The organism is Haloarchaeobius amylolyticus (genome assembly GCF_042678045.1).
GTDB classification, from domain to species: Archaea; Halobacteriota; Halobacteria; order Halobacteriales; family Natrialbaceae; genus Natrinema; species Natrinema amylolyticus_A.
Genome location: NZ_JBHUDI010000011.1, coordinates 66,886 through 93,347, shown reverse-complemented (window position 1 = coordinate 93,347; position 26,462 = coordinate 66,886). Strand labels below are relative to the sequence as shown.

Genomic DNA, 26,462 nt, shown 5'->3' with positions numbered 1-26,462 from the left:
AGTCCGGTCGTCACGGGGACGGTTCTGGGGGCTTCCGGAGAGCCGCAGTAAACGACGCGACGCGGTCGACGGTATCGCTCCAGGTCGGGTGAGCGTCGTAGGCGTCCCAGGCGGCAACTCCCATCTCGGCAAGTCGCTCGCGGTCGGTCGCGAGCGAGCCCACCGCCTCGGCTATGGCCAGCGGCTCGTCCGGCGGCACCAGCACTCCCGTCTCCCCGTCGGTCACGACCTCGCTTGCGCCGCCGGCGGTCGAGGCGAGCGCCGGCAGCCCGAACCCCATCCCCTCGAGATAGACGATGCCGAACCCCTCGTAGCCGGACGGCACGGCGAGGAGGTGGCCCTCCCGCAGCGTCGATGCCAGCGCCGCGTCGGGTAACCGGCCCGCGACCGTCACCGACTCCCTGACGCCCAGAATGTCGATAAGCCGGTCGATTCGGCGGGCGTACTCCGGATCGACCGTCGGGTCGCCGACGACGGTCAGGGTCCACTCGTCGGCTGGGCGGGCGGCCAGTCCCTGGAGCAGCGTGTGGAGCCCCTTCCGTTCGATGAGCGTGCCCACGAAGACGATTCGTAGCGGTCCCGGCTCGTGGGCACGTGCGCATATTTGAGTCCGCGTAACTCCCGGATCGATGTGGTCGCCGCCGGGGGGCGCGACGATGCCAGTCGTCGGACCGACGAGTGCCTCGACGGTCTCCCGGGTCGTCTCGCTGTTGTACACGAAGGCGTCGACGGTTTCGAGATAGCGCTGCTCGATCGCCCGATAGAACACGTTTTGCCACGCCGCCCGCGGCTCCTGACACCGGAGGTGGTGGACGATAGCGACCACCGGCGTGGCGTCGTCGCGCCGGCGGTTGTGCCGGATGAGCGACGGGTGACAGAGCTCGTCTTGTAACAGCACGTCGACCTCGAGGGCAGCCAGGTCGGCCGCGACCGCCCGGGAGACGTTATCGAGCAGGTTCCGGCCATACTCCTCCCTCGGGATTGTGACGACCGCGACCTCGTGGCCGCGCTCGCGGAGCCCCGCCACGAGCCGTCGGTCGTAGCGATAGCCGCCGGACGTTCCCTCGAGCCCGTCGTAGACGACCAGCCCCAGCCGCATCGAATCAGACGGTCGTGGCGTAGGAGGCGGCCGCTGCGTCCTCTTCCCACATCGTCACCTCGATGGCGTCGAGACGGTCAGTCTCGATCCCGTCCGCGACCCGCTCGGCGAAGAATCGCGAGAAGTGCTCGACGCTCGGATTGAGCCCCTCGAACTCCGGGAGGTCGTTGAGCGTCGCGTCCCGGTACCGGTCGACCAGCGCGTCGACGGCAGCCTTGAGGTCGTCGATGTCGACGAGGTAGCCGTACTCCCCGAGTTGCTCGCCCTCCACCTCGACCTCGACCGTCAGATGATGGGAGTGGAGGTCTCCCTCGGGTCCAGGGTCGGGAACCGTGAGCCAGTGTTGGGCAACGAAATCGCGTGTGACTGTCACCGTGTACATACCCCGTCGGACCACGGGTGCGAACTAAAATCTGGGGTGGCGCAACCAGACGCCGGATCGACGGGTCGTAGTCGAACGGACCCAGGGATCAGTACGTCAACAGCACCTGAACGGTCTCGTCCGGGCGCTCGTCCAGCAGTTCGTAGGCCTCCGAGGCGTCCGCGACCGGAACGCGGTGAGTGACCAGGCGGCCGGTCTCGACGTCCTCGAGGCGCCGCCACGCGGTCGCCAGCCGGCGTGGCACGGTCCAGCGCCCGCGCCGTGCTGGGGCGATGGTGCTCACCTGACTGCTGATCAGGCGGATCCGGCTCCGGTGGAACCGCCCGTCGAGCGATAGCTCGGCCGTCTTGGTCCCGTACCACGAGCCGACGACGACGCGGCCCCCGTATCCGGTCGCGTCGACGGCGGCGTCGAGTGCTGCCGGGTTGCCCGAGAGTTCGTAGGTCAGATCCGCCCGGCGCGGGAGTTGCTCCCGTTCGGTCCGTCCGGACAGTGACTCCGGACGGTCGGGCACCCCCAGCCGCTCGTGGACCGCCGCGACCGGGTCTGCTTCGGTGGGGTCGAGGCTCTGGTCGGCTCCGAACGCCGTCGAAAGCTGTCGTCGCTTCTCGTAGCGGTCGACGGTCACGAGTGACGAGAGCGGCGTCTCGGCCAGCAGTGCAGTCGTCAGCAGCCCCACGACGCCCTGGCCGAACACGATCGCCCGCTCGCCGATGCGAGGCTCCCCATCGAGGACCAAGTTGACTGCCGTCTCGACGTTCGGGAGAAACGCTGCCACCGCGGGCGGAACGTCGGCCGGCACAACGCTCACCTCATCGACCCCGACGACGAATTCGCTGGCGTGCGGATGGAACGCGAGCACCGTCTCGCCGTGCCACGCTGGGTCGACGTCCGCGCCGATGGCGGTCACCGTCCCGACGACCGCGTAGCCGTACGGGAACGGGTAGGAGAACGATCCCGAAAGTGTCTCCAGCGTCTCGTCAGCGGTGATCTCGGGGTTCATCTCGCCTCGGTAGAGTAACAGCTCCGTCCCGGAACTGATGGCAGATACCGTCGCCGCCACTTTGAGCTCGTCCGGGCCAGGGTCGGGCACGGCCGTCTCCCGGACTTCGACTTCACAGGGACCCGTGAAGTACACCGACTGGGCCGGCATCGGGTTACGCCCTCCCCGCGCTCTCACTGGCGCCAACCTCGACACGCGTCCCCCGCTCCCGGCAGCGTTCGAGCGCCTCCTTGGCCGCCATTCCGGCGTCGCCGGCCCTCAGGTCGTGGCCGACGCCGACTTTGAGCTCGATCCCCGCTGTCTCTTCGACGTGATCGATCGCCGCATCGAACGCCGGCCGGTCGAGCCCGGCGGTCACCGAGATGACGTTGTCTCCGCCGATGAAAAACGACAGCGAGTCGTGGGCGTCGTACATGTACTCGAGCAGCGCCGAATATCCCCGGTCGATGTGCCGGAACACCTCGAATGCGTTGAGCTCGTCAGTGTACTGGCTGGTCGCGTCGTTGACGTCGAAGTGGGCAATCTGGACGGCACCCTCTTCGCACAACGGATCGCCGCGCAGGATTTCGGTCCGCTCACCGTCCTGGGCACTCCCGGCTGCCTGGAGGTTCGCGGTCGCCTCACCGACTGCCTCCCGCGGTGAGGCCCCCGTGGCGACACCGAGGCTGACCGTCACGGGATAGCGGTTGCTGACGGCGTCCTGAATGCGCCGGTGTCCCGCCAGGTCGATCCCGTTTGTGACGGCGATCATGTTGTCGAACCGCGTGAAAAACACGTAGCCGTCGTGGTGCGCGACGAGTTGTGAGAGGTCCGCGTACAGCCGGGACTGGAGCGTTTGCAGGTCCGGCTCTCGTTTCGGTGATGGTGCCACCGTCCACGGGCCGTAGTTGTCGATCTGGATCAACGTCACCTGCGTTTCGGTCCGAGTCACTCCTCCCCGTACCATGTCCAACGGTATAATTTGTGGGCGCTAGCGGACGGCTATGCTCTCCTGTGTCCGTCCCGGACGGACAGCGGCCCGTCCCCAGCTATATGTCGTTTACCACCGTAGGGATCGTCCGAAACATCGGCTCGTGTCACGAACAGACGCCTCGAGCGGCACCAGCTCCCTGCGGTCGCCGCCACCGGAGAACCGAACGCCTGTTCAGGTCCCCGAGGAGCGGGTACTTCGGGCGTGGCTCGCCCACGAGATCGAGCACGACGCGGCTGCCGTCGATTCGGAGGCGGTCTCGACGAACACGGCAGCCATGCTCGACGCGCTCCTCTCGGCCAAGCCGGGGGCAGCTGCGTTCGTCTGGCGCGAGCAACCGGTTCGGTGGTACCGGCTCGTCCTCGAGTGGGACCAGTTCGTCGATCTCCGGCCGGTGGACGGGCCGGATGACCTCCTGTGGCGGGCCGTCTCGACGGATGGGACCCTCTTCGGCGTGGCCGAGCGGATCACCGAGGCGGGGTTCGGTCTGCTCGAGGACACAGGAATCGATGCCGGCGCGGTCCGAAGCTACCGCGACGACCTCGCCGCCGGAGCGCAGTTCGACCCGCTGATCGTCCGGACCAGACGCGGCGCGACCCCGTGGTTCGTCGCTGACGGGAACCACCGGGCGACGGCGGCGGCGCTGTATGCCCTCGAAACCGGCCAATACGAGCCCGTACCGGCGTACGTCGCTGTGACTGCGAACCCGGTTCTCGAGCCGATCCTCGTCCGGATTCGGGGCCTGCTCCAGCGACTGGCCGGCCGATCGATCGGCCATCGCGGGCGTCGAGGCCTCTGACCCAACGCGCCGGGCGACCGGCGAGCGCGGGACATGTAGGTCCGATGTTTATGTCCTTGTCGGACGACTGTCTTGGTATGCCATACCAGTTCGAGTGCTTGACGGGGAGCTGTCAGTTCATGATTCGCTCGAGTAGCGCCGACGAGGTGGAACGACTTGTACGGGCTCACGCCCGAATGACCCACAACAGTCGGCTGACTGTGGCGGATATCAAGCGCTGTACTGAACGGGTCGAGGTCGCCTGAGGCGCTCTGCTGTCACGGGTTCCCGGCACTGACTGACCGGAGTCCGTATGCCTGCAGTCAGTTCGCCCGCGTTCGTCGGTCCGTGGTCCAGCCGTCGCTACTCGTGCCACTCGAGGATCCGCTTGTGTCCCCACGACTCTTCCTCGTCGCTCGAGCCGCCGGTAATCTCTCGCAGTGATTCGGCGTCGCGCTCCTCCAGGAACGCGGCGAGTTCGTCGGCGTAGTCGCCGATCGCCGCGCGCGTTTCGTCATCCTGGAGTGCGAACGCTTCTTTTATCGTATCGGGCATCTCGTCGGGTGCGACGTACGTCTCTTTCCGCGCGTAGTCACCGGTCCCCCGCAGCGTCTCCGGAGAGAGATCGTCGAACTGTTCGAGCAGGAAGTCTGGGATCGCGTCCGAGGGTTCCGGAACCGTCATTGCTGTCACCTCTATTGATATAATGAACATTAAGGATTGTGGCCATGTCAAAAACTAACGGACACCATGGATTTTGTCTATAATGTGGACTCACCGAAGGGTTAAGACGCTGCGGAAGCAGGGTGAAAGTGATGGCAGACGACCCCGAGGAGGGGATGTTGTCGTGGGACGAATCCGTGTTCAAGAACGAGCACGTCTTCGAAATCGACTACGTCCCCGAGACGTTCAAGCACCGCGAGGGCCAGACCCAGAGCCTGACGTACGCGCTGCGCCCGGCGGTGCGGGGGTCGCGGCCGCTGAACGTCGTGGTTCGGGGGCCGCCCGGGACGGGGAAAACGACGGCCGTCCAGAAACTGTTCGACGAGGTGGGTGCCCAGACGAGCGACGTGCGAACGATCCGCGTCAACTGTCAGGTCAACGCGACCCGGTACTCGGTCTTTTCGCGACTGTTCGAGGGCACGTTCGACTACGAGCCACCCTCGTCGGGCATCTCGTTCAAGAAACTGTTCGGCCAGATCGCCGAGAAACTCGTCGAGGACGACCGGGTCCTCGTCGTCGCACTCGACGACGTCAACTACTTGTTCTACGAGAACGAGGCCAGCGACACCCTTTACTCGCTGTTGCGAGCCCACGAGGAGTATCCCGGCGCGAAGATCGGCGTCATCGTCGTCTCCTCGGACCCGTCGTTGGACGTCATCGACGAACTCGACTCGCGGGTCCAGAGCGTCTTCCGCCCCGAAGACGTCTACTTCCCGGTCTACGACCAGCCCGAGATCGTCGATATCCTCGCCGAACGCGTCACGCGCGGCTTCCACGACGGCGTTATCGACCGCGATACCCTCGAGTACGTCGCCGAACTCACCGCCGAGAGCGGCGATCTCCGGGTCGGGATCGACCTGTTGCGCCGGGCGGGACTCAACGCCGAGATGCGAGCTAGCCGCACCGTCGAGCGCCAGGATGTCGAAAACGCCTACGAGAAATCCAAGTACATCAACCTCACCCGGTCGCTGTCGGGACTGACCGACACCGAACAGGCGCTACTCGAGGTGATCGCCGAACGCGACGGCGAGCAGGCCGGCGAGGTCTACGAGGCCTTCCACGAGCGAACCGACCTCGGCTACACGCGCTACTCCGAGATCGTCAATAAGCTCGACCAGCTCGGACTGATCGACGCCGACTACGCCGACGTCGACGGCCGCGGTCGCTCGCGGTCGCTGTCGCTGTCCTACGAGAAAGAGGCGGTGTTGGAACGCCTCGAGTGAGCGTGAGCGCTCGACAGTCACGTTCTTAGATCCCCCAGAGCAGGGCGATCCCGCCTGTCGTGACGAACGCCAGCAGGAGCTGTAGCGGGCCACCGACTCGCAGAAAGTCGGTGAACGTGTATCCCCCGGGGCCGTAGACCATCAGGTTCGTCTGGTAGCCAACCGGTGTCATAAACGAGGTCGCGGAGGCGAACGTCACCGCGAGGAGAAACGAGAACTGCGTCGCTCCCAGCGAGCCCGCGGCGTCGACCGCGACGGGGACCATCAACACCACCGTCGCGACCGGTGTGATGACGTTCGCGAGCAGTCCCGTCACGATGACGAACAACAGCAGGACCGCGATCAACGGGAGAAACTCCGCGGTCGCAACCAGCCCACCGGCGATGACCTGCGACCCCCCGGTCGCCTCGAGGGCAACGCCGAGAGGGATCACGCCCGCGAGCAGGAACACGATGTTCCACGAGACCGCATCGTAGGCGTCGGCCGTCGACAGACAGCCGGTCACGATCATGAGGAAGACACCGGCCAGCGCCGCAATGACGATGGAGACGAGGCCGAGCGCGGCAGTCCCGATCACGCCGGCCATGATCGCGAGCGCGACCAGCGCGGTCGGCGACAGCGGGGCGAGTTCGTCGACCCCGTCCTCGCGGAGCCGGTCGACGCCGTCGTCGACGACGACGAGTTCGCCCGTCTCGGCGAAGTATTCGACCGTGTTGGGGACCGTCTGGAGCAAGAGGGGGTCGCCGGCCTCGAGTCGAACGCCGCCGAGGTCGGTTCGGAGTAACTCGCCGTCGCGACGGATCGCCAGCACGGTCGACTGATAGACCGTTCGAAGGGATGTTTCCGAGAGTGTCTCACCGACGTACGGCGACTCTCCGTGGACGATCGCCCTGGCGAGCACGTCGTCGCTGGCGGCGTCGTCGAACGTTTCCTCGGTTACCGAGAGCCGGTGGAGCTGTCGCAATCCCTGGTTCTCGACGAACCGATTGACCGCTTGCAGGCTGCCGTGGACCGTGAGAACGTCGCCTTCCCGAATCCGCTGGTCCGTCCCGACTGCGACGAACGTTTCGCTCGCATCCTGCTGGTCGTACTAGCCGGTGATTTCGGAGAGTGGATGACGGGCGAACATCGAGCGTTGCGGCCGACGGTCATACGGACTTCTGTCAATCAGTGCCGGTGGGACCGCGACCGTCCTGCGGTCCCACAGGTAACCAGTGACAGCAGACCGTATCAGGCCTGCTCGACGCTTTCACGGTAGTTCTCGACCGCTTCGATGGCGAATCGACTTTAGTCTCGGTGGTGCCGTCGGCCCGCTCGCGGACCTGTCGGAGCGCGTTGAGTCGCTCGTCAAGGAGGACGTGATCGGGGGCGGGGTCACCCATCACGTAGTCGGCGAACGCGTCCGTGGTCTCGCGGATGTCCTCGCGGACGTCGTCGCTGTCGGCCGACTTCGCTGCCTCCTCGAGGTCGTCGCGAGCTTGCTGGAGCTGTTCCGTCATGATCAGATTCATCGCGGGTGGATCCATAACGATTGGGCGAGCAGTGGCGTGCCGCCGTAGCCGGTCGGATCACATGGTGTTCGCGACCGCTACTCCTGTTGGCCTTCCTTACTCGTTGGTGTATGGGTGGCCTTCAGACGGCAGGATTCACATACTCGAGCGGCGGCGCGAGAAACGTCGAAACTACCTGTGATACTGACTGGGCGCTTTTTTCTTCCGGCGTCCTCCTCGTCACGTGCATCATGCCAGTATCACGACGAACGGCCCTGAAAACGATGGGTGTCGCAAGTGGATTGACTGCAGCGAGTGGCACTGTGTTGGCCGGCGGCGAATACAAGGACGACGAACGCTCGAGCGACGGGAAATCGGTTGACACGTCGAAAGACATGTCGGGTGCGGCTGTCCGAGTCGCACACTTCTCCCCGGACGCGCCGAACGTCGACGTCTACGTCCAAGGCGAGCAGGTGCTCGCAGACGTTGCCTACGGTGACGTTTCGCCATATCTGGAACTCAAGCCGGGGACTTACACGGTGACGATCACGGCCGCCGGCGACCCGGAGACGGTCGCCTTCGAGGGCGACGTGACCTTCGGTGCCGCATACTACACCGTCGCCGCGATCGGCGAACTCGAGGCCGAGACCTTCGAGCCGGTGGTCCTCGTGGACGCGGGCTCGGCGCTCGCTCGACTCGTCCACGCCGCACCCGACGCGCCAGCGGTCGACGTCTACGCCGACGACGAGCTGGTCTTCGAGGACGTCGCGTTCACCGACGCGACCGACTACGTCCCGGTTCCCGCCGGGTCGTACACCCTCTCGGTTCGGCCGGCCGGCGATCCGGAGACGACCGTCGCCTCGTTCGACGTCACGCTCGAGCGCGGGATGGCCTACACCGGCTACGCGATCGGCTACCTCGAGCCGCCGGCGGGCGCGATGGATCGCGAGTTCACGGTCGAGGTGACGGTCGACGGGCCGACGACTGACGACGACGATAAATAGACGACCGACAGGTCGACCGATGTGGTGAGACAGCTGAGCAGGGGTGACTCGTTGTTCCCCTTTCGGCTGCCGGTGTATGCGAGCGGGTCAAGTGGCTCGAGGCCCTGATCCCGACAATGAGCGACGCGAAAGGCCCGCTGCAGCCGGACCGTCCTGACGTCGACCGACCGTTCGAAGTCGACGCCCCCTTCGAGCCTGCGGGCGACCAGCCCGAGGCGATCGAGGAGCTGGCTGAGGGCTTCCGGTTGGGCATGGACAAACAGACCCTGCTCGGCGTGACCGGTTCGGGCAAGACCAACACCGTCTCGTGGGTGATCGAGGAGATTCAAAAGCCGACGCTGGTCATCGCCCACAACAAGACGCTGGCGGCCCAGCTCTACGAGGAGTTCCGCAATCTCTTCCCCGAGAACGCCGTCGAGTATTTCGTCTCCTACTACGACTACTACCAGCCCGAGGCCTACGTCGAGCAGACCGACACCTACATCGACAAGGACGCCTCGATCAACGACGAGATCGACCGCCTTCGACACAGCGCGACCCGGTCGCTACTCACGCGTGAAGACGTCATCGTCGTCGCCTCCGTCTCCGCTATCTACGGGCTCGGTGATCCGCGCAACTACATCGACATGTCCCTGCGCCTCGAGGTCGGCGACGAGATCGGCCGCGACGAGCTGCTCGCGAAACTGGTCGATCTGAACTACGAACGCAACGACGTCGACTTCACGCAGGGCACGTTCCGCGTGCGGGGCGACACCATCGAGATCTACCCGATGTACGGCCGGTATGCCGTCCGCGTCGAACTCTGGGGCGACGAGATCGACCGCATGGTCAAGGTCGATCCCCTCGAGGGCGAGACCAAAGGCGACCAGCAGGCCGTCCTGATCCACCCCGCGGAGCACTACTCGATCCCCGAGACGACACTCGAGCAGGCGATGGACGAGATCCGCGACGACCTCGACTCGCGCATCTCGTATTTCGAGCGCCAGGGCGACATGATCGCCGCCCAGCGCATCGAGGAGCGGACGACCTTTGACCTCGAGATGATGGCCGAGACCGGCTACTGTTCGGGTATCGAGAACTACTCGGTCTATCTCTCGGATCGCGACTCCGGCGACGCGCCTTACACCCTGCTTGACTACTTCCCCGACGACTTCCTGACCGTGGTCGACGAGTCTCACGTCACCCTCCCGCAGATCCGCGGCCAGTACGCCGGCGACAAGTCCCGCAAGGACTCGCTCGTCGAGAACGGCTTTCGGCTGCCCACGGCCTACGACAACCGGCCGCTGACCTTCGAGGAGTTCGAGGAGAAGACCGACCAGACGCTGTACGTCAGCGCCACGCCCGGCGACTACGAGCGCGAGGAGAGCGATCGGATCGTCGAACAGATCGTTCGCCCGACCCACCTCGTCGACCCGAAGATCGAAGTCGCGGACGCGACCGGCCAGGTCGACGATCTTATGGATCGGATCGACGGCCGCATCGACCGCAACGAGCGTACCCTCGTGACGACGTTGACCAAACGGATGGCCGAGGACTTGACCGAGTACTTAGAGGAAGCCGGCGTCGACGTCGCCTACATGCACGACGAGACCGACACCCTCGAGCGCCACGAGATCATCCGCTCGCTACGATTAGGTGAGATCGACGTGCTCGTCGGCATCAACCTCCTGCGGGAGGGTCTGGACATCCCCGAGGTCTCGCTGGTGGCGATCTTAGACGCCGATCAGGAAGGATTCCTGCGCTCGGAAACGACGCTCGTCCAGACGATGGGCCGGGCCGCCCGCAACGTCAACGGCGAGGTTGTCCTCTACGCCGACGAGCCCTCGAACGCCATGGAGTCCGCAATCGAGGAGACTCAGCGCCGCCGGCGGATTCAACAGGAGTACAACGAGGACCACGGCCTCGAGCCGACCACGATCGACAAGGAAATCGGCGAGACGAACCTCCCCGGGTCGAAGACCGATACCAGCGAGGTCTCCGGCCGGGAACTCGAGGACGAAGACGACGCCGCGCGGTATATCGACGAACTCGAGACCCAGATGCAGGAGGCGGCGAACAACCTCGAGTTCGAGTTGGCGGCCGACATTCGCGACCGGATTCGTGAGGTTCGCGAGGAGTTCGACCTCGACGGTGGCGACGACGAAGGGATCGCGCCGCCAACCGAGGAGTTCTGAAATGAGAGACAACGCACGGAAACTCGCCAAGGACGCTAGACAACGCCGCCAATCTGGCGACCTCCTCGAGGCAGCCAATAGATATACTGCAGCAGCGCACGAGTACGCTGGGACGGTAACGGAACACGTGTTCCCGGGATCCGATTCTACCGTTGCTGCGCTCGGAGCGTTGCTTAGTGCGACAACTTGCTATCGAATCGGTGGCGATACGTTCCGGACGCAAAATCGGTGCGACCTGGGGATCGTACTGGCAGAAGAGTATATCAAATATATCGAAGAGACAGATCTCGATGAGAACTCGTTTGCGGATTTTCGTCGCGGCGCTTGGTCTGAGTTCATTGGTGATTTACGGACGATCGCCAGGCGTGACGATGCGAAAACCGCATACGATGACGCGATTGCTATCTATAGAGCTGCAGGTGATGAAAAGTTCGTCTTCGGAGAAAAAGAGCACATGCGACTGGCAGCTTTCCTCAGAGGAGTCAGACGGGGATTGGGACACGACATTCCTCAGGATGCTCCCGAACAACAACCCTGGGACGGCCCTCTGTTCTCGGAGTGGGTCGAATACAAACGCGAAACGCTTCCAGATCTCCTTGTCGAGTTGGAGGCACAGGGAACGTGGCCCCGTCCGATAGATCCGGAGACGGAATAGATCGATATAATTATATTAATAGGGTAATTCGAATATTGATTTTAGGGGATATTGATATTAATGAAATATAAAAATTGCAATTTCGACCCGCGCTCGAGAGGCAGAAGATAAGGGGGAGTATGCCTCGGCAGCAGCGGGTTTCTTCGCTCTTGGAGCATATCTGTTAGGGAAAGAGTCGTACGAAAATACTCCTGGTTATCGGGAGGGAATAGCGACACTGCTTCGGTCGATCGAACTCGACGATCGAATTCAGAACTCTTCACGAGCACGACGGACGTCGTCGTTCTTGCGGGACAATATCTGACCAATGGTCGATGACGACTCCGAGCCAGTCATTCGCGACCTTAGTTACGAATGGGCTGGTGACTCGCGATGCATGATCGGTGACGACGAAGAAGCCAAAACGGAGTATCAAAAAGCGCTGGAGCAGTTCACACGGATAGACTTCAACACACAGTTACGCTGGGGTGCACGCCCAGAGTACGATACTGCTTTACTTGCGATGCTACAGTTTTTCGAACGACGTAATCTCGAGTACTATGAAAAACAGGATACGGAGTTCACCGGACGTGTCGAATGTGAAATAGAACGATGCCGTTCGGATTCTACTGAGATCGCGTGAAAGTATGACTGACCGGACCGATACAAGCGGCGCAGTCTCCTGAGCCATCTGCAACTATAGAGTATCGTCTCCGTCGGTCGTGACCGCTAGTCCGGCATCCCCGACAGCGTCGAGAAGCGCTCGTAGGCCAACTCGATCGACTCGATCGCCATTCCTCGGCCGGTACTCACGAGATCCGGGCCCGACCACTTCGTCGGATACGCGCCGGTAAACTCCCACCCCCACTGACTGTCGCCGCGAAAGCCGTCTTTCACCGTGACGACGACGTTTTTCCGGGTGAGCGTTCCGCTCATGACCGTCTGGGTCCACTCCCAGAAGGTCGTGTTTTTGGTCAACCCGCGCTGGAGGACGAGGTTCGCGTGTGCGAACTGGCCGGGTAACTGGTGGACGTGGTCGTTGACGCCGCCCTCTCGGTACGGGACGGTTTCCAGTTCCATCGTTATCCCGGCGACCTCGGCGAATCCAGCGACCGGCTCGCCGTCGACTTCGACCTCGAAATTGTACTGTGCGTAGGGATCGGTTTCATGTGTCTCTGTTGCCATCGTCTCAGTACTGCACGGTCGTGGTATCTGATCCCCAGATACCGTGGTTCGTGATCAGTCGGATTCCGGTGGATTCCGGAGGACGATCCCACCGCCGACATCGTCGCGTCCGCGACTCCGAGCGCCACCGCGCCGGCGGCTCTGGCCTCGCTCGGAGGCTGTCTCGGTCATTCGCTCGTTGATCTCACTGATTTGCCTACACCACCGCTGGCGTTCCCAGTGGGGCATGTTCAACACCGTCTCGTGGCTCCACCCGAAGTGGTAGGCCACGAACGCGACCTCCTCGTAGAGCCGATCCGGCTCGTACAGCCGGATTACTCCACTGGATTTCCCGACGCCGATTCCTCACTGCCGTTCGACTCGGCACTGGCCGCTTGCATCTCGGTGGCCTCGAGTCCGGACGAGTCGATCGCACCGATCCCACCGAACTCATCGCCGATGCCGGCTGCGCTGGCGTTCATGCCAGCCTGATTCGTGGGACTGCTCGCACCGTCGGTCGTGAGGTGGCCACCGCTTTCGGCGTCGATCTCGAACCGCTCGCCACACTCGGGACAGGCCGTCTCGACGGCGTTTACCCCCTGGTTGTTAATCCGCTCGTACAGCGCTTGCAGGTACTCGAGGTCCGAGACGAACAGGTCCTCGATGACGCTGACATCGATCGTCTCGAGGTCGCCGAGTTCGGTTACGACTCGCGACAGCAAGACGAGCGTCAGGTACGAGGAGTTCGACTGGACGCGAGGTGTCTGGAGCGGCTCGATCTCGTCGGCTGCCGTTGCGAGGCGCATACGGCCTTCCTTGTGGAGTGTTCCCTCGTCGTCGACGTACCCCTGTGGAAGGGTGAATTCGAACTCGGTCTGGAGCGTGCCGCCGGTCATGGTCGATCACCGTCCTGGTCAGCGGCGACGACGACGCGCTCGGCGAACGGTGCTGACCGACCGGTGTGAAGGACACCCTCATCGTCGACGTGCCAGTCCGAATCGAATCGGACAGGCGAAACGGTACCCGCGTCCAGGAGCTGGGTGGCTGGCGCTGTCATACGTTCTTGCGCTCCATTTCGTCGAAGGTAACGACGTAGGATTCGGTTGCGAGATTCCCCTGTCCACCCCCGCCGTGGGAGTTGAGTGTCGGTGGTCGATACTCTTTGATCCACGCTTTCGTGAACTCGAACCGAAGCACCGAGTCACCGACTTCGTTCATGATGATCACGGCGATGTTCTTGCGGCCGCCGTCGTCCATCTTCCCCTGATCGACGGCTTTTCGCCACTTATAGAGTTCCTCGTTTTTCTCGTTTGCACCGCGAACGAGAACGAGGTCGTCGTACTGAGTATCTCCCCAGAGCTTTCGGTTGTGTGATGGGTCGTTCCCCTCGCGGTATTCGACCTGTTCGGTTCGCATCGCTGGCAGTTCAACCTCGACGAAGCCGGGGATGCCGACGCCGTCGAGTTCGACCTTGAACTCGGTTTGTCGGAGTGGGCCGTGTGAATCTGTCATTATCCTGTTGGTAGTTTGTTATTTGAATCGATAGGGTGGTGCTATGTGTCACCGGTATCCTGACTGATCCTGAAGACGACGAACTCCGCCGGTTTGACCGGCGCGATGCCGATCTCGACGATGAGTCGGCCGTTGTCGATGTCGTCCTGGGTCATCGTCTCCTCGCCGCACTTGACGTAGAACGCCTCGTCGGCGGTGCTACCCTGTAGGCCGCCGTCTCGCCAGACCGTCGTCAGAAAGTTCTCCGCGGACTGGCGGACGCGGGCCCACAGGTCCTCGTCGTTAGGTTCGAAGACCGCCCACTGGGTTCCCTCGTCGATCGACTGCTCGATGTAGAGGAAGAGTCGCCGCACGTTCACGTACTTCCAGGACGGATCGCTGGCTGTCGTTCGGGCACCCCAGAGCCGGATGCCCCGACCCTGGAAGCTCCGAATACAGTTGACACCTTTCGGATTGAGGACGTCCTGTTCGCCCTTGGTGATGGTGTGTTGCACGCCGAGGATACCCTGCACGACTTCGTTGGCGGGGGCTTTGTGGACGCCGTGCTCGACGTCGCTTCGCGCGAAGATCCCAGCGACGTGGCCGCCGGGCGGCACGAGTTTCGTCCGATTGGTCGACGGATCCGCCGCCTCGACCCACGGATAGTAGTAGGCCGCATACGACGAGTCGACCGGCGTCTCGATCTCTGAGACTGCACCCGCGTTCTGCGGTGCCTGTAAAATCGCGAACCGTTCGCCCATGTTTTCACAGTGAGCGACGACTGCCTCGGTCAGTCCCTCGATGTCGTTCTCGTCGGGGACACACACGAGCGAGATGTCGTCGAGTTCCCTGAACGCCGCGAGTCCGGTTCGCATCCCGGGCTCGTTGACGCCCTCATAATCACTGAGGGCCACCTCCTCGGTCTCGGGCGCTGCCGAGAGGTCGGAGACCACGTCGACCTCGACTTCCATTTCGCCCGATCGGATCGCCTCGAGATCCGCCTGCAACTCCTCTTGTGACTGGGATGCGTCGATGTCGAACGGTTTGGCGATCCCCTGGAGCTCGGTGTAGTCTCGGTCCTCGAGGTCGTCGGGGACGTAGGCAGCGGGTTCGGACTCACCGCCGACCTCGATCAGTCCACCGTCGGCGTACTCGTCGGGAACCTCTCGAGAGAGCCACGACAGTCCGTCGGCGGGTCGACCATCGCCTTGCTGTTCGAGGTCGACGAGTACCGATCCCGGAATCTGTTTCTCGTAGAACTGGCTGGACTCGGGATCGGCCGACATGTCTTCGTAGACTTCTTCGATATCGGGCGCGGGATCGGGCTGGTCGGATGCGGGTTTGCTGACCGCCTCGATATCGCACGACCAGTATCGCAACGTCAGGTCGAAATAGTCGTTCTCGCCGTCGTCGACGATCGCGGCGATGGAACTCCCCCACGCGCCTGGGCCGATCGCTTTGACGGTGATAACGTCATTTCGGTCCTCGTCGACGAGGGTCGTCGTCGCGACGTCCGTCGGTTCGGCGGCCGCGACGCGCCCGACGTAGCAGCGACTTCCCCCGTTTTTGAAGAAGCCATCCACGGCCACGTCGAGATTCGACGACTGTGGACTCGAGCCGAACGTTCGTTTGAACTCGGACACGCTCGTTACGAGCGTCGGTTCGACAGGACCGCGCTCCGTTTCACCGAGGAAGCCAGCAGTGCTGGTGCTGACGCCTTCGACGGATTTGGTGCCGCTGTCGACTTCTTCGACGTATACGCCTGGTGAGAGGTATTCTGGCATTGGTTTCGTCCCTCCAATATGCAGTGCAGCGAGACTATATTCAAAGACAAATAATATAAAACTTATTAGTTTAGAACGTTTTAGATTTGCTAGCACAGAATGGATTGCAGACACATACTATATTATTTCCTGCATTCTAATCTAACATACATCTATTACTGGCCGGAAATGTACTGATGGTACGGCAGACGGGACGAGTATCGGAACTCGGTGTCAGAACGACTCATGTACGGACACCTGTCCTTCGATCGTTGTCGCTGACCAGTCGGTACTCCGTCGATTATCCATCCACTATTTCTGGAAACAACCGCAATTAATACAATACCATAGCATAGATGAATATCTACGACGCCATGGCTCAGGAATCGGACTACAGTGGCGGGGGACAGGGTGATCTATCGCAGTTTCGGAAGAACCGCTTTTTCAGCGGGAAACTGATGACGCCCCGTGATATGGAGGCAGAACAGGAGTACCACGCAGAGCGATTGCACACGCTCGCCCGATCCGTGATCGGGCGTGGCATCGTCCATGGGCTCGAGGTCCGATCGATCGACGAGACCGATGATGGACTCGACGTAACGATCGAGCCTGGGATGGCGCTGGATGGACACGGCCGTCCGATCGTCGTCGATGGAGTTACGACGACGTCGCTTCCGCGCCCCTCGGCGACCGAACTCTCGCTCTACATCCAGTACGACGAGGTCACGTTGGAACCCGTTCCAGTCCCGAACACCGACGACGCGATCGACGACGAATCGACGGCGAACCGTACCGCCGAGGTCTTCGAACTAACGTATCGAGAGGGATCGAACGACGGTCGAACGCAGTGGCCGGATGTCGACATTCCGGACATCGAGACTGACGATGCCGATACAGCGTCGCTTTCTCACCTCCTCCTCGAGCGATACCACGACCGGGACCGTTCCTCGACCCAGTCCGATTCGGAGACGAAGACGGACGTGTTCCTCGGCACGTTCGAACGTACGCCCGACGCTGGCTGGACCGAAGCGGAAGACACAGCGCCGCGAGAGTACGTCTACGATCACGACCTGCTCTTTGGAACGATCATCGATCACATCACGGACACCGACAACCCCCATCGGACACCGGCCGAGCGAGAACCACCCGACATTCCGGACGATCTCACGGCGGTTTCGGAGCGACTCGACGCCCTCGAGGCCGATATCGAACGCGTCGAACGGGACCAGGACGCCCTGACTCGATACGTCATGCGCAAGACGCTCACAGACAGAGCGCGCTTTTTCGACGCCCTCGCCGATCGGTTAGAACACCGGTCCAGCGAAGGTGTGGCAAGTCGGCTCGCTCGAGACATCGCCGCGGCCGCCCGTCCCATCGGTGACCAGTATACGAGCGAGGACGCCTACCGACGTCACGTCCAGGAAACACTCGAGCAACTGATCGACCTCGGCGACCGGCTCGAAGGTGTGACGACCGAAGCGAGTCTCGAGCGCTATCTCAGATCGGTCTCCGACCTTCAGGAAACGCTCGAGGACGACGGTTCCGTGCTCGCGTTGGCCGAGACACAGGATCGCGTCTGCGAGGCCGCGGACGCACTTGAGGTCCTCGTCGACGTCGTCCCGGACGAGTGACGACTGGCTGTCGATCACGACGCGACGGCCGATGGGGGAGACCGTCGAGTCACTCGAGCAAGAGCAGATCCGGCTGCTCGAGGTATTCCATGACGGTGTTCGTAAACCGGGCACCGACAGCACCGTCGACCAGCCGGTGGTCGAACGACAGCGAGAGGGTCATCACCGAGCGGGGTTCGATCGATTCCGTGCCGTCCGCGTCGGTGACGACGCGTGGCTTGCGCTTGATCTCGCCGATCGCGAGGATGCCCGCTTCGGGGTAGTTGATGATCGGCGTAGCGTATTCGCCGCCGATGCCGCCGACGTTGGTGATCGTAAACGTCGATCCCCGGAGGTCCTCGGGACTGATCGTCCGGTCGCGAGCCGTCTGGACGAGTTCGTTCATTTCCGACGACAGTTGCAATAGCCCCTTCCGGTCGGCATCGTCAACGACTGGCACCATCAGCCCGACGTCGGTCGCGGTTGCGACACCGATGTTGTAGTAGTCACGGTAGACGATCTCGTCGTTCTCCTCGTCGATGACCGCGTTCATCTCGGGGTACTCTTTCAGCGCCGCCACGACGGCCTTCATGATAAACGGCATGTAGGTCAACCGGATCCCCTTCTCCTCGGCGCGGGATTTGAGGGTCTCGCGCGCGTCAACGAGGGCTGTCACGTCGACCTCGTCGTGGTGGGTGACGTGGGGCGCGCTGTATTTAGACTCGACCATCGCCTCGGCGATCGTCTTGCGAACGCCACGGAACGGTTCGCGGCGTTCGCGCTCGCCGGGTTCGAATTCTGTTCCCTTCGTTCCGACTGGCTCGCCCGCTTCGACCGCCTCGCGATCGGCCTCCTGGGCCTGGCGCTGTGCCTCGGCGTACTCCCGAACCGCCTCGGGCGTGACGAACGCCTCGCCGTCGCGCTCGTCGGTGGCTGGGACGGCGTCGATGTCGACGCCTTCCTCCTCGGCGATGCGTCGGGTCGCAGGCGCTGCCAGGGTCGTCTCACGATCGGCGGACTCGATCTGTGTCGTCGCCTCGGTTCGCTGGGGGCTCGGGGCCGGCGTCTCGCCCTCGGCGGCTGGTTCCTCGACGACACCGGAGTCGGCCCCCGTGCTCGTGCTCCTCGAGTCGCCCGGTTCAGCGTCGGACTCTGGCGCTTCGGCGGACTGTGATTGGGTCTGATCGGTCGCAGCGCCGGCACTATCGCCTGTGGCAGCCTGCACGTCGGCCGTGGTGATTCGGCCGCCAGGACCGCTGCCCTGAACCTGGGAGAGGTCGAGACCCTCCTCACGGGCCATGCGACGCACGCGTGGCGGTGCGAAGACCCGGTCGTCGGGCGGCGTGACGTCCTCGGCTTCGGCTCCGGTCGCGCCGGGGCTCCCGGCAGTGTCGTCGACTGGTTCGCTCGCCTCGGTTTCCGCGGCCGCTTCCGTCGGTTCGGCTTCGGTCTCGCCCGCGACGTCGAACGAGATGATCACCGTTCCAACCGGGACGACCTCGCCCTCCTCGACGTGTAACTCGCGGACGGTGCCGTCGACCGGCGCGGGAACCTCCACGAGGGCTTTGTCGGTTTCGACCTCAGCGACCGGCTGGTCCTCCGAGACTTCGTCGCCTGCGTCGACCAGCCACGAGACTAGCTCCCCCTCGGCGACGCCTTCGCCGACATCCGGGAGTTCGAACTCTCTGACCATGTTAGAACCCCACTGCGTCTCGAATGCCGTCCTCGATGCGGGCCGGTTCGGGCAGGTAGTAGTCCTCGAGTGCGTACAGCGGGAACGGCGTATCGAAGCCCGTGATGCGCTCGACCGGCGCTTCCTGATAGAGCAATGCCTCCTCCTGAAGGGTCGCAGTGATCTCGGCTCCGAGGCCGCCCGTCTTGGGTGCCTCGTGGACGACCGCGGCGCGGCCGGTCTTCGTGAACGAATCGACGATCGTCTCCTCGTCTAACGGCGAGAGCGTCCGCAGGTCGACCACCTCGACGTCGATCTCGCCCGCGAGGTTCTCTGCGGCCTCGAGCGTCGGCCGCGCCATTGCACCCCACGTGTAGACCGAAATATCGGACCCCTCGCGGCGGACCGCCGCCTCGCCGAGTGGCACCTCGTAGGACTCGCTTGGCACCTCCTCGCGGAAGGCCCGGTAGATGAGTTTCGGCTCGAGGAAGAGCACCGGATCGGGACTCCGAACCGCGCTGGTGAGCAGTCCCTTGGTGTCGTACGGCGTCGAGGGGATAACGACTTTGAGCCCGGGCTGGTGGACGAACATCGCTTCGGTCGACTCGGAGTGGTGTTCGGGTGCGCGGATGCCGCCGCCGTAGGGGGCTCGGACGACCATGGGGCACGTATATCGGCCGCGCGAGCGCGTTCGCAGGCGCGCGGCATGGGAGACGATCTGGTCGAACGCGGGGTAGATAAAGCCCATGAACTGGATCTCGGGGACCGGGCGTTTCCCGTAGGCAGCCATCCCGATCGCCGTGCCGACGATGCCTGATTCCGCCAGTGGGGTGTCGATCACCCGGTTCTCACCGAACGCCTCGTAGAGCCCCTCGGTCGCGCGGAAGACGCCGCCGTTCTCGCCGACGTCCTCGCCCATGACGATGACGTCGTCGTCGCGTTCCATTTCCGTGTGCAGTCCGTCCCGGACCGCCTCGACTAGCGTGAGATTCTCTGCTTGTGATTGCGTAGCCATCGTATCACTCCAGGAGGGCGTCGTCGCCGTGTTTCTCGCGGATCGATTCGAAGTACTCGAGTTGCCGTTGCAGTCGGCGGGGCATTCCCTCGTAGACGTGTGCGAAGATCTCCTCGGGCTCGGGTCGTTCGAACGATTCGGCCGAGTCGATGGCGTCCGCGACGCTCTCTTCGATCCGTGCTTCGATCGCGTCGACCCGTTCGTCGTCGAGTATCCCGTTCGATCGCAGGTACGTCTCGAGGCGCGGAATGGGGTCTTTCTGCCGCCAGCGCTCGACTTCCTCGTCGTCCCGGTAGACTGACGGATCGTCGGCAGTGGTGTGTGCCCCGAAACGGTACTGGACTGCTTCGATGAGCGTCGGCCGCAGTTCGTCCTCGTCGGGATCTTTCGCCTTCTCGACGGCCTCGCGGGTGACCTTGTACACTGCCAGCGGGTCCATGCCGTCGACCTGCACGCCGTCGAAGCCGTAGGCGGTGGCCTTCTGCGCTAAGGTCGCGCTCGCCGTCTGGCGCTCGCGGGGGACCGAGATGGCCCACTGGTTGTTGTTACAGAAGAAGACGGTTGGCGTATCGAAGACGCCGGCGAAGTTCAACCCTTCGTGGAAGTCCCCCTCCGAGGTCGCCCCGTCGCCGAAGTAACAGATGAAGGCCTTCTCTTCGTCGTCGAGTTTCGACGCCCAGGCGGCCCCCGTCGCGTGGGGGATCTGGGTCGCGATGGGGACCGCGACCGAGAAGATGTTGACGTCTTCAGGCATGTAGTTGCCCCGCTCGTGGCCCATCCAGTAGAGCAGCGTTCGCTCGAGGGAGAGTCCCCGAACGAGGCCGACGCCGTGTTCGCGGTAGCTGGGGAAGACCCAGTCCTCGGCGTCCAGGGCGTGAGCGCTGCCGACCTGTGCGCCCTCCTGGCCGGACAGTGGCGGGTACGTCCCCATCCGCCCCTGTCGCTGGAGGCTAACGGCGCGTTCGTCGAAGCGGCGCACGAGCCGCATCTGCTCGTACATCTCGACGAATTCGTCCTCGGTGAGGTCCGGCACGTCGGCACCCTCTCGAACACGGCCCGCCTCGTCGAGTATTTGTACTCGTTCGCGGGGATCGCGCTGTATCGTACTCACGGGAGAACCCACCTATACATAGCCTAGCACACGACCGCTCAGGATAAAGGAGTTTCCCAAAATAGTTTACTGATTACGAGATTCTTGCCAAGCGGCTGTAGAACCAGTGGCCGATAGCCGACATCAGCGAACAAGAGTGGGCAAAATAGCGCAATTGTTGGTGTTTGCCAAACCCGTGTGAGCGCGGATTGCTTCGTGGTGTGGCGATTTATACGGGCTGTTGTCTGTTTTCCGGACCGTCTGCATGGCGGGTCGCGGATGCGCTGGCACTGACTGATACGGTCTGCTGTACCGATTTACAGGTGCGACCGCAGGACGGTCGCGATTGCACCGGTACTGACTGACAGGAGTCCGTATGAGAAGTCCGTCTCAGGTCTCGGTCTGCTGTGGCTGTGTCCGACGCGCGTCGGCTCGTGCCTCCGCGACGCTTTTGCCCTCCCGCAAGACGGCGTCGACGAACAGTTCGCCGGCCTTGTACGACGACCGCACCATCGGGCCGCTCGCACAGTAGAGGAACCCCAGTTCCTCTTCGGCGACACGACGCCACGTCTCGTACTTGTCCGGGTGGTCGTAGCGCTGGACCTCGAGGTGATTTCTCGAGGGCCGCAGGTACTGGCCCAGCGTGACGATGTCGACGCCGCGCTCGCGCAGGTCCGCCAAGGTCTGATAGACCTCGTGGTCGTACTCGCCGTGCCCGAGCATGATCGAGGTCTTGGTATAAATGTCGGATTCGCGCTCGACCTGCTCGAGCACCGAGAGGCTCTGTTCGTAGCCCGCACGCCGGTCTCGGACGGGGAACTGCAGCCGTTCGACGGTCTCGACGTTGTGGGCGATCACGTCCGGTTCGGCGTCGATGATCTTCCGGACGAGGTGTTCCTCGCCCTGGAAGTCAGGGATCAGCACCTCGACGAGGATACCGGGATGGCGAGCCTTGATTTCGCGGATCGTCTCCGCGAAGTGGCCCGCGCCCTGATCGAGGAGGTCGTCGCGGTCGACGCTGGTCAGCACGACGTAATCCAGGCCGATCTCGGCGATCGCGCTCGCGACGTTTTCGGGCTCGTCGGGGTCGAGTGGCTCCATCCCGCCCGTTTGCACGTCACAGAAATTGCAGGCTCGAGAGCAGCGATCGCCCATTAGCATGAACGTCGCCGTGCCACCGCGGTCCTGACTGCCGGTGCCGTCCACGTCGCCGGCTTTGGAGCGGCCGGACCAACACTCGCCTAAGTTCGGACAGTTGGCCTCCTCGCAGACGGTGTGGAGTCCGTGGTCCCGCAGCGTCTCCCGGATGCCGGCGAACTCCCGTCCCGATGGCGGACGGCTCTTCAGCCAGTCAGGTTTGCGCGCGCGGCTCATAGTATGTCATGGGACCGCGCAGTGAAAAACCATGTCGGTCGCCGCCCCGGTCCGACGACCGGCTGTGCCGGCAGGTGACGTGGCTGGCCGCCAACCCGTGATGACGACATCGGTATGGAGCGCCAAATCGACTGAATCCCTCCGTCAGAGCCGTTAACCACCCCATTCCGCCGACAGCTTTACGGACGGCAATGGACTACTCGGTTTCGATGGCCTTCGGCTCGACACCCGACTGGTTTCACATCAGCGAGGACGAGGACATCGTCTGGGAGAGCCGGCCTCATCCGATCACGATGGGCTCCGGGCTGCCGATCGCACTCGCGCTCGCGCTCGGCGGCCTCTTCGTCGCGGGGTGGGGCGCGATCGACGGCGTCGGCCTCCTGGCGATCCTCGGTCTCGGTCTGATCGCTGTCGGCGTGGCCGTCGCGTTCGCCCGCTATCTCGTCTGGACGAACACCCGCTACGTCATCACCTCCTCGGAGCTCTACAAGAAACGCGGAATCGTCTCGAGAGACGTCACCCAGTTTCGCCTCGAGCGTGTCCAGAACACCAGCCTCAGTCAGAGCGGGCTCGGCCGCCTGCTCGGCTACGGCGATCTGACGGTCTACACCGCCGGCTCGGGCGAGCCGGAGCTAACCTTCGAACGTGTCCCCCGTCCGGAGGAGGCGAGCAGCCGGCTCAGCGACCAGCTCGAGGCCGTCATGACTGACGGATCGACGATCTGACTGGCGGCCCGTGGGACCCCGGGCATCCGAGAAACCACAACGCTCATTGTGCGAACCGCCATCGGGACGGGACGATGTCCCCACAGCTGTCTCCCTCCGAAGAGTCGACGGTTTCACAACGCTCGAGTGTCGCAGCGAGTGCTGGGCTCGGCGTCTTCGCCGCCGCGATCGGCTATCTCCTGACGTACCTGCTGGTCGCCAGTGAGGTCCGCGAGGCCGTCGGCGACAACGTCGCCGAGTGGAAAGCGGTCGCCTGGTTCTTCTACGAGGCCCACATGGTCGGCGTCGAGGTCAGCGGCCAAATCGGCTCGTTTGCCGGGATGAGTACGCTCGATCTGATCGCTCAATCGGACACTGCGAGCGCGACCCTGCTGTACGTGGTGCCGCCGGTCGTGTTGTTCGCGGCCGGTGCACTGCTGGCCGTCCGGTGGGACGTGTCGGACCTCGGCGAGGCCGTCGTCGTCGGCGCGCCGGTGACGATCGGCTACGCCGTGGTCATGGGTCTCGGAGCCCTCGCCACTGAATCGACCACCGAAACGTCCGCGCTCGGTATCGAAGCGAGCAGTTCGATCGCACCGGCGCTCCTGCCAGCGATCGTCCTCGGCGGCGTGTTGTATCCGCTTGTGTTCGCGACTGCCGGGGCCGCGATCGCCGCTGCCGTCGCCACGCGATAGGTTGGACTCGAAGGAAACGCCTTTGACCTGTCACACCTCGTTTCTGTGTGATGGAGGTCGCCGAGGTTCTCCCGGAGTTCGCCGACGCGTTCGCGTTCGAGGAGTTCAACCGGATGCAACGCGAAGCCCTGCCCGCATTACTCGAGTCCGACGAGAACGTGGTCGCGAGCGCGCCGACGGCGTCGGGAAAGACGGCGCTCGCTGAGCTAGCGATCTGTAAGGCGCTCGCCGACGGCGGCACGGCATTGTTTATCGCCCCGATGCGAGCCCTGACGAACGAGAAGGAAGACGACTGGGACCGCTTCGAGGAACTGGATTACTCGGTGTACGTCGTCACCGGCGAGCGCGACCTGAACCCTCGACGCGCGCGCCGGGCGGACATCCTCGTGATGACCCCCGAAAAGCTCGACTCGGCGACCCGGAAACACGACTCCAGGCGGTACGACTTCGTCACCGACGTCGACGTCTGCGTGATCGACGAAGTCCACCTGCTGGATGCGGATCGACGGGGCTCGGTCCTCGAGGTGACGATCTCCCGGCTGCGCCGGCTCTGTGACCCTCGGGTCGTCGCACTGTCGGCGACGATGCCGAACGTCGACGACGTGGCGGCGTGGCTCGACGCACCCGAGGAGACGACCTTCGAGTTCGGCGAGGAGTACCGCCCAGTCGACCTCAACGCGGGCGTCAAGACCTACACGCACGGCGAGAACTCTTTCGCGGACAAGTACCGACGCCTGTATCGAGCGCTCGATCTCGCGGAACCGCACCTCCGGGAAGACGGTCAGGCGCTCGTGTTCGTGTCGTCCCGTCAGGACACCGTCCAGGCCGCCAAAAAGGCCAGAGACGAGATCGCCGAACGCGATATTCCGATGGGTGCACGTGGTGACTACGATTTCCATACCGAATCGAAAGCCCTCGAGAACGACACGCTTCGAAATTCCGTGCTCGACGGCGTCGCCTTCCACCACGCTGGCCTCTCGAAGAACGACCGCGACCTCGTCGAGGAGTGGTTCAAGAAGGGCCACGTCGAACTCCTCTTTTCGACCTCGACGCTTGCCTGGGGGGTCAACCTGCCCGCGCGGTGCGTCGTGATCCGCGATACGAAACTGCACGACCCCCTCGAGGGCGAGATCGACATGAGCCCCTTAGACGTGCTGCAGATGCTCGGCCGCGCGGGCCGACCGGGGTACGACGACATCGGCTACGGCTGGGTAGTCTGCGATACGGCGGAGGCCGACAAGTACCGCCGACTGCTTCGCGACGGGAAAGAGATCGAATCTCGCCTCGCCGAGAGCTTGGCGACCCATCTCAACGCCGAAATCGCGATGGGCACCATCACTGACCTCGAGGACGTGATGGACTGGCTCGAGACGACCTTCTACTACGTCCGCGGGCAGTCCAAACCCGACGACTACGACTTCCCGAATCTGCGCGAGCGGGTCCGAGATTGTCTCGAGGGGCTGGTCAACCGAGGGTTCGTCGAGACCGGCGAGGACCTCTCGATCGAGGCGACGCCGCTTGGCGTGCTCACGTCGAAGTACTATCTCCGGCTCGATACGGCGGCGCACTTCGCAGCCCTCTGCGACCGGGCTGAATCGGACGGGCTCGCGACCAGCGACATTCTCGAGACGATCGCGACCGCCGAAGAATTCGATTCCGTCTCGGCCCGCCAGGACGAACGCGACGCGATCAACGCGGTGCTGGTCGGCGAGGAGACCGGCGACCTCGAGGCGGGCCAACGGAAGGTGCTCGCGATCCTTCGGGGTGCGGCCAGTGGCTCGACGCCCGCAGAACTGCGCAGCGACGCCTGGGTCATCCGTCAAAACGCCACGCGGCTCGTCTCGGCGCTCGAGGCGTTTCTCGATCGCTTCGTCGGTCCCCACGCCGCCAACCTCGCGCGGCGAGTCGAGGCCCGCATCGAGAACGGCGTCGCCGAGGACGCGGTCGGACTCACCGCCATCGACGGCGTCGGCCCGGGTCGCGCGAGCAAGTTAGCGACAGAGGGGCTGTCGACCCCCGGCGACGTGGTCGACGCGGGCGTCGCGGGCCTCGTCGACGCGGGTCTCACGGAGGGCGTCGCCGAGGGGGTCTACGAGGGCGCACAGTCGCTGCCCGCGATCGACCTCGAGTGGGGGCAGTTCCCCGATGCCATCGTGACCGGCGAGAACGAGGTCTGCGAGGTCACGGTCCGCAACGTCGGCGAACCTGCCCGTGCCGGCATCCGCGTGACCGTCAATGGGGTCGAAATGACGAGCACGAATACCTACTTGCGCGACACGGAAACCGTGCCAGTGGGCGTCTTCGGTGCCGACGAAGACGAACTCGAGTTCACCGTCAGCGTCGCCTTCCCCGAGGAGCCGCTGGTGCCGGTCGAAGCGACCCGGACGGTCGAGGTCCGGTAGCG

26 protein-coding genes and 2 pseudogenes are annotated in these 26,462 nt (G+C 63.7%); 11 read left to right on the top strand and 17 right to left on the bottom strand.

Going from position 1 to position 26,462, the window contains the following annotated elements; all coding sequences use genetic code 11:
• Positions 1-10: 10 nt before the first annotated feature.
• The 4 genes from ACFR99_RS16540 to ACFR99_RS16525 all read right to left on the bottom strand — a co-directional run bounded on the left by ACFR99_RS16540 (position 11) and on the right by ACFR99_RS16525 (position 3,415).
• Positions 11-1,099 carry a glycosyltransferase family 4 protein gene (locus tag ACFR99_RS16540; protein WP_390289598.1) on the bottom strand — a complete coding sequence of 363 codons (1,089 nt, stop codon included), beginning with the start codon at positions 1,097-1,099 and terminating at the stop codon, positions 11-13.
• A gap of 4 nt (positions 1,100-1,103) precedes the next feature.
• A complete protein-coding gene (locus tag ACFR99_RS16535) occupies positions 1,104-1,481 on the bottom strand; it encodes a 6-pyruvoyl trahydropterin synthase family protein (RefSeq protein WP_390289595.1) in 378 nt (125 codons plus the stop codon).
• Positions 1,482-1,569: 88 nt separating this feature from the next.
• Complete coding sequence (locus tag ACFR99_RS16530; protein WP_390289592.1) at positions 1,570-2,634, bottom strand: zinc-binding dehydrogenase; 1,065 nt, start codon at positions 2,632-2,634, stop codon at positions 1,570-1,572.
• A gap of 4 nt (positions 2,635-2,638) precedes the next feature.
• Complete coding sequence (locus ACFR99_RS16525) at positions 2,639-3,415, bottom strand: GTP cyclohydrolase IIa (RefSeq protein ID WP_390289589.1); 777 nt, start codon at positions 3,413-3,415, stop codon at positions 2,639-2,641.
• 142 nt (positions 3,416-3,557) lie between these two features.
• Between ACFR99_RS16525 and ACFR99_RS16520 the strand changes: the two genes are divergently transcribed.
• Both ACFR99_RS16520 and ACFR99_RS16515 read left to right on the top strand, forming a co-directional pair.
• Complete coding sequence (locus tag ACFR99_RS16520) at positions 3,558-4,253, top strand: hypothetical protein (RefSeq protein ID WP_390289586.1); 696 nt, start codon at positions 3,558-3,560, stop codon at positions 4,251-4,253.
• A gap of 77 nt (positions 4,254-4,330) precedes the next feature.
• Entirely contained in the window at positions 4,331-4,498 is a 168-nt protein-coding gene (locus ACFR99_RS16515) for a DUF1059 domain-containing protein (RefSeq protein ID WP_390289584.1), read from the top strand.
• 97 nt (positions 4,499-4,595) lie between these two features.
• Here the strand turns inward: ACFR99_RS16515 and ACFR99_RS16510 are convergent, their stop codons facing one another.
• Positions 4,596-4,916, bottom strand: coding sequence for a hypothetical protein (locus tag ACFR99_RS16510; protein WP_390289582.1), 321 nt, complete (start codon positions 4,914-4,916; stop codon positions 4,596-4,598).
• 131 nt (positions 4,917-5,047) lie between these two features.
• Between ACFR99_RS16510 and ACFR99_RS16505 the strand changes: the two genes are divergently transcribed.
• The gene (locus ACFR99_RS16505) at positions 5,048-6,178 is read left to right on the top strand and encodes an ORC1-type DNA replication protein (RefSeq protein WP_390289579.1); all 1,131 of its coding nucleotides are present in this window, start codon (positions 5,048-5,050) and stop codon (positions 6,176-6,178) included.
• 25 nt (positions 6,179-6,203) lie between these two features.
• On the opposite strand, the pseudogene ACFR99_RS16500 reads toward ACFR99_RS16505, so the two are convergent.
• Both ACFR99_RS16500 and ACFR99_RS16495 read right to left on the bottom strand, forming a co-directional pair.
• Positions 6,204-7,253: pseudogene (locus tag ACFR99_RS16500) on the bottom strand (SLC13 family permease); the annotation flags it as partial.
• A gap of 155 nt (positions 7,254-7,408) precedes the next feature.
• Positions 7,409-7,677 (bottom strand): annotated as a pseudogene (locus ACFR99_RS16495) (DUF7553 family protein).
• A gap of 275 nt (positions 7,678-7,952) precedes the next feature.
• On the opposite strand from ACFR99_RS16495, the gene ACFR99_RS16490 reads away from it, so the two are divergent.
• From ACFR99_RS16490 to ACFR99_RS16475, 4 genes are all read left to right on the top strand, one after another.
• Positions 7,953-8,672, top strand: coding sequence for a DUF4397 domain-containing protein (locus ACFR99_RS16490; protein WP_390291280.1), 720 nt, complete (start codon positions 7,953-7,955; stop codon positions 8,670-8,672).
• Between the two features lie 116 nt (positions 8,673-8,788).
• On the top strand, positions 8,789-10,846 hold the full coding sequence (gene uvrB / locus ACFR99_RS16485) for an excinuclease ABC subunit UvrB (RefSeq protein WP_390289576.1): 2,058 nt from the start codon (positions 8,789-8,791) through the stop codon (positions 10,844-10,846).
• A gap of 1 nt (position 10,847) precedes the next feature.
• Positions 10,848-11,501 carry a hypothetical protein gene (locus ACFR99_RS16480; RefSeq protein ID WP_390289573.1) on the top strand — a complete coding sequence of 218 codons (654 nt, stop codon included), beginning with the start codon at positions 10,848-10,850 and terminating at the stop codon, positions 11,499-11,501.
• A 307-nt stretch (positions 11,502-11,808) separates the two neighbouring features.
• Positions 11,809-12,123, top strand: a complete 315-nt coding sequence (locus ACFR99_RS16475; protein WP_390289570.1) for a hypothetical protein — start codon at positions 11,809-11,811, stop codon at positions 12,121-12,123.
• An 86-nt stretch (positions 12,124-12,209) separates the two neighbouring features.
• Here ACFR99_RS16475 and ACFR99_RS16470 read toward each other — a convergent pair whose 3' ends face one another.
• Genes ACFR99_RS16470 through ACFR99_RS16445 form a run of 6 tightly spaced genes read right to left on the bottom strand, consistent with a single transcriptional unit; the run spans position 12,210 to position 15,919 of the window.
• Positions 12,210-12,665, bottom strand: coding sequence for a phage tail protein (locus tag ACFR99_RS16470; protein ID WP_390289568.1), 456 nt, complete (start codon positions 12,663-12,665; stop codon positions 12,210-12,212).
• A 54-nt stretch (positions 12,666-12,719) separates the two neighbouring features.
• Entirely contained in the window at positions 12,720-12,935 is a 216-nt protein-coding gene (locus ACFR99_RS16465) for a DUF6760 family protein (protein ID WP_390289565.1), read from the bottom strand.
• Positions 12,936-12,979: 44 nt separating this feature from the next.
• Positions 12,980-13,540, bottom strand: coding sequence for a hypothetical protein (locus ACFR99_RS16460; RefSeq protein WP_390289562.1), 561 nt, complete (start codon positions 13,538-13,540; stop codon positions 12,980-12,982).
• A complete protein-coding gene (locus ACFR99_RS16455) occupies positions 13,537-13,701 on the bottom strand; it encodes a hypothetical protein (protein WP_390289559.1) in 165 nt (54 codons plus the stop codon). Before ACFR99_RS16455 ends, ACFR99_RS16460 begins: the two co-directional genes overlap by 4 nt.
• Complete coding sequence (locus ACFR99_RS16450) at positions 13,698-14,156, bottom strand: phage tail protein (protein WP_390289556.1); 459 nt, start codon at positions 14,154-14,156, stop codon at positions 13,698-13,700. Before ACFR99_RS16450 ends, ACFR99_RS16455 begins: the two co-directional genes overlap by 4 nt.
• A 41-nt stretch (positions 14,157-14,197) precedes the next feature.
• Positions 14,198-15,919, bottom strand: coding sequence for a phage tail sheath family protein (locus tag ACFR99_RS16445; RefSeq protein WP_390289553.1), 1,722 nt, complete (start codon positions 15,917-15,919; stop codon positions 14,198-14,200).
• A 353-nt stretch (positions 15,920-16,272) separates the two neighbouring features.
• Between ACFR99_RS16445 and ACFR99_RS16440 the strand changes: the two genes are divergently transcribed.
• Entirely contained in the window at positions 16,273-17,529 is a 1,257-nt protein-coding gene (locus ACFR99_RS16440) for a hypothetical protein (RefSeq protein ID WP_390289550.1), read from the top strand.
• 49 nt (positions 17,530-17,578) lie between these two features.
• Here ACFR99_RS16440 and ACFR99_RS16435 read toward each other — a convergent pair whose 3' ends face one another.
• The 4 genes from ACFR99_RS16435 to lipA all read right to left on the bottom strand — a co-directional run bounded on the left by ACFR99_RS16435 (position 17,579) and on the right by lipA (position 22,659).
• Positions 17,579-19,201 carry a 2-oxo acid dehydrogenase subunit E2 gene (locus tag ACFR99_RS16435; RefSeq protein WP_390289548.1) on the bottom strand — a complete coding sequence of 541 codons (1,623 nt, stop codon included), beginning with the start codon at positions 19,199-19,201 and terminating at the stop codon, positions 17,579-17,581.
• Between the two features lies 1 nt (position 19,202).
• On the bottom strand, positions 19,203-20,195 hold the full coding sequence (locus ACFR99_RS16430; protein ID WP_390289545.1) for an alpha-ketoacid dehydrogenase subunit beta: 993 nt from the start codon (positions 20,193-20,195) through the stop codon (positions 19,203-19,205).
• Between the two features lie 4 nt (positions 20,196-20,199).
• Complete coding sequence (gene pdhA, locus ACFR99_RS16425; protein WP_390289541.1) at positions 20,200-21,306, bottom strand: pyruvate dehydrogenase (acetyl-transferring) E1 component subunit alpha; 1,107 nt, start codon at positions 21,304-21,306, stop codon at positions 20,200-20,202.
• Positions 21,307-21,675: 369 nt separating this feature from the next.
• On the bottom strand, positions 21,676-22,659 hold the full coding sequence (gene lipA / locus ACFR99_RS16420; protein WP_390289537.1) for a lipoyl synthase: 984 nt from the start codon (positions 22,657-22,659) through the stop codon (positions 21,676-21,678).
• A gap of 209 nt (positions 22,660-22,868) precedes the next feature.
• On the opposite strand from lipA, the gene ACFR99_RS16415 reads away from it, so the two are divergent.
• From ACFR99_RS16415 to ACFR99_RS16405, 3 genes are all read left to right on the top strand, one after another.
• Complete coding sequence (locus tag ACFR99_RS16415) at positions 22,869-23,384, top strand: PH domain-containing protein (protein ID WP_390291278.1); 516 nt, start codon at positions 22,869-22,871, stop codon at positions 23,382-23,384.
• Positions 23,385-23,458: 74 nt separating this feature from the next.
• Positions 23,459-24,058, top strand: coding sequence for a DUF7978 family protein (locus ACFR99_RS16410; protein ID WP_390289534.1), 600 nt, complete (start codon positions 23,459-23,461; stop codon positions 24,056-24,058).
• 50 nt (positions 24,059-24,108) lie between these two features.
• Positions 24,109-26,460 (top strand): DEAD/DEAH box helicase, encoded by a 2,352-nt coding sequence (locus ACFR99_RS16405; RefSeq protein WP_390289531.1) that lies wholly within the window; start codon positions 24,109-24,111, stop codon positions 26,458-26,460.
• The last annotated feature ends 2 nt before the right edge of the window (positions 26,461-26,462 follow it).

Coding starts and splice junctions, on each gene's coding strand:
- ACFR99_RS16540 (WP_390289598.1), bottom strand. CDS start 1,099: ATGCGGCTGGGGCTGGTCGTCTACGACGGGCTCGAGGGAACGTCCGGC.
- ACFR99_RS16535 (WP_390289595.1), bottom strand. CDS start 1,481: ATGTACACGGTGACAGTCACACGCGATTTCGTTGCCCAACACTGGCTC.
- ACFR99_RS16530 (WP_390289592.1), bottom strand. CDS start 2,634: ATGCCGGCCCAGTCGGTGTACTTCACGGGTCCCTGTGAAGTCGAAGTC.
- ACFR99_RS16515 (WP_390289584.1), top strand. CDS start 4,331: ATGCCATACCAGTTCGAGTGCTTGACGGGGAGCTGTCAGTTCATGATT.
- ACFR99_RS16510 (WP_390289582.1), bottom strand. CDS start 4,916: ATGACGGTTCCGGAACCCTCGGACGCGATCCCAGACTTCCTGCTCGAA.
- ACFR99_RS16505 (WP_390289579.1), top strand. CDS start 5,048: ATGGCAGACGACCCCGAGGAGGGGATGTTGTCGTGGGACGAATCCGTG.
- ACFR99_RS16490 (WP_390291280.1), top strand. CDS start 7,953: ATGGGTGTCGCAAGTGGATTGACTGCAGCGAGTGGCACTGTGTTGGCC.
- uvrB (WP_390289576.1), top strand. CDS start 8,789: ATGAGCGACGCGAAAGGCCCGCTGCAGCCGGACCGTCCTGACGTCGAC.
- ACFR99_RS16480 (WP_390289573.1), top strand. CDS start 10,848: ATGAGAGACAACGCACGGAAACTCGCCAAGGACGCTAGACAACGCCGC.
- ACFR99_RS16475 (WP_390289570.1), top strand. CDS start 11,809: ATGGTCGATGACGACTCCGAGCCAGTCATTCGCGACCTTAGTTACGAA.
- ACFR99_RS16470 (WP_390289568.1), bottom strand. CDS start 12,665: ATGGCAACAGAGACACATGAAACCGATCCCTACGCACAGTACAATTTC.
- ACFR99_RS16460 (WP_390289562.1), bottom strand. CDS start 13,540: ATGACCGGCGGCACGCTCCAGACCGAGTTCGAATTCACCCTTCCACAG.
- ACFR99_RS16455 (WP_390289559.1), bottom strand. CDS start 13,701: ATGACAGCGCCAGCCACCCAGCTCCTGGACGCGGGTACCGTTTCGCCT.
- ACFR99_RS16450 (WP_390289556.1), bottom strand. CDS start 14,156: ATGACAGATTCACACGGCCCACTCCGACAAACCGAGTTCAAGGTCGAA.
- ACFR99_RS16445 (WP_390289553.1), bottom strand. CDS start 15,919: ATGCCAGAATACCTCTCACCAGGCGTATACGTCGAAGAAGTCGACAGC.
- ACFR99_RS16440 (WP_390289550.1), top strand. CDS start 16,273: ATGGCTCAGGAATCGGACTACAGTGGCGGGGGACAGGGTGATCTATCG.
- ACFR99_RS16435 (WP_390289548.1), bottom strand. CDS start 19,201: ATGGTCAGAGAGTTCGAACTCCCGGATGTCGGCGAAGGCGTCGCCGAG.
- ACFR99_RS16430 (WP_390289545.1), bottom strand. CDS start 20,195: ATGGCTACGCAATCACAAGCAGAGAATCTCACGCTAGTCGAGGCGGTC.
- lipA (WP_390289537.1), bottom strand. CDS start 22,659: ATGAGCCGCGCGCGCAAACCTGACTGGCTGAAGAGCCGTCCGCCATCG.
- ACFR99_RS16415 (WP_390291278.1), top strand. CDS start 22,869: ATGGCCTTCGGCTCGACACCCGACTGGTTTCACATCAGCGAGGACGAG.
- ACFR99_RS16410 (WP_390289534.1), top strand. CDS start 23,459: ATGTCCCCACAGCTGTCTCCCTCCGAAGAGTCGACGGTTTCACAACGC.
- ACFR99_RS16405 (WP_390289531.1), top strand. CDS start 24,109: ATGGAGGTCGCCGAGGTTCTCCCGGAGTTCGCCGACGCGTTCGCGTTC.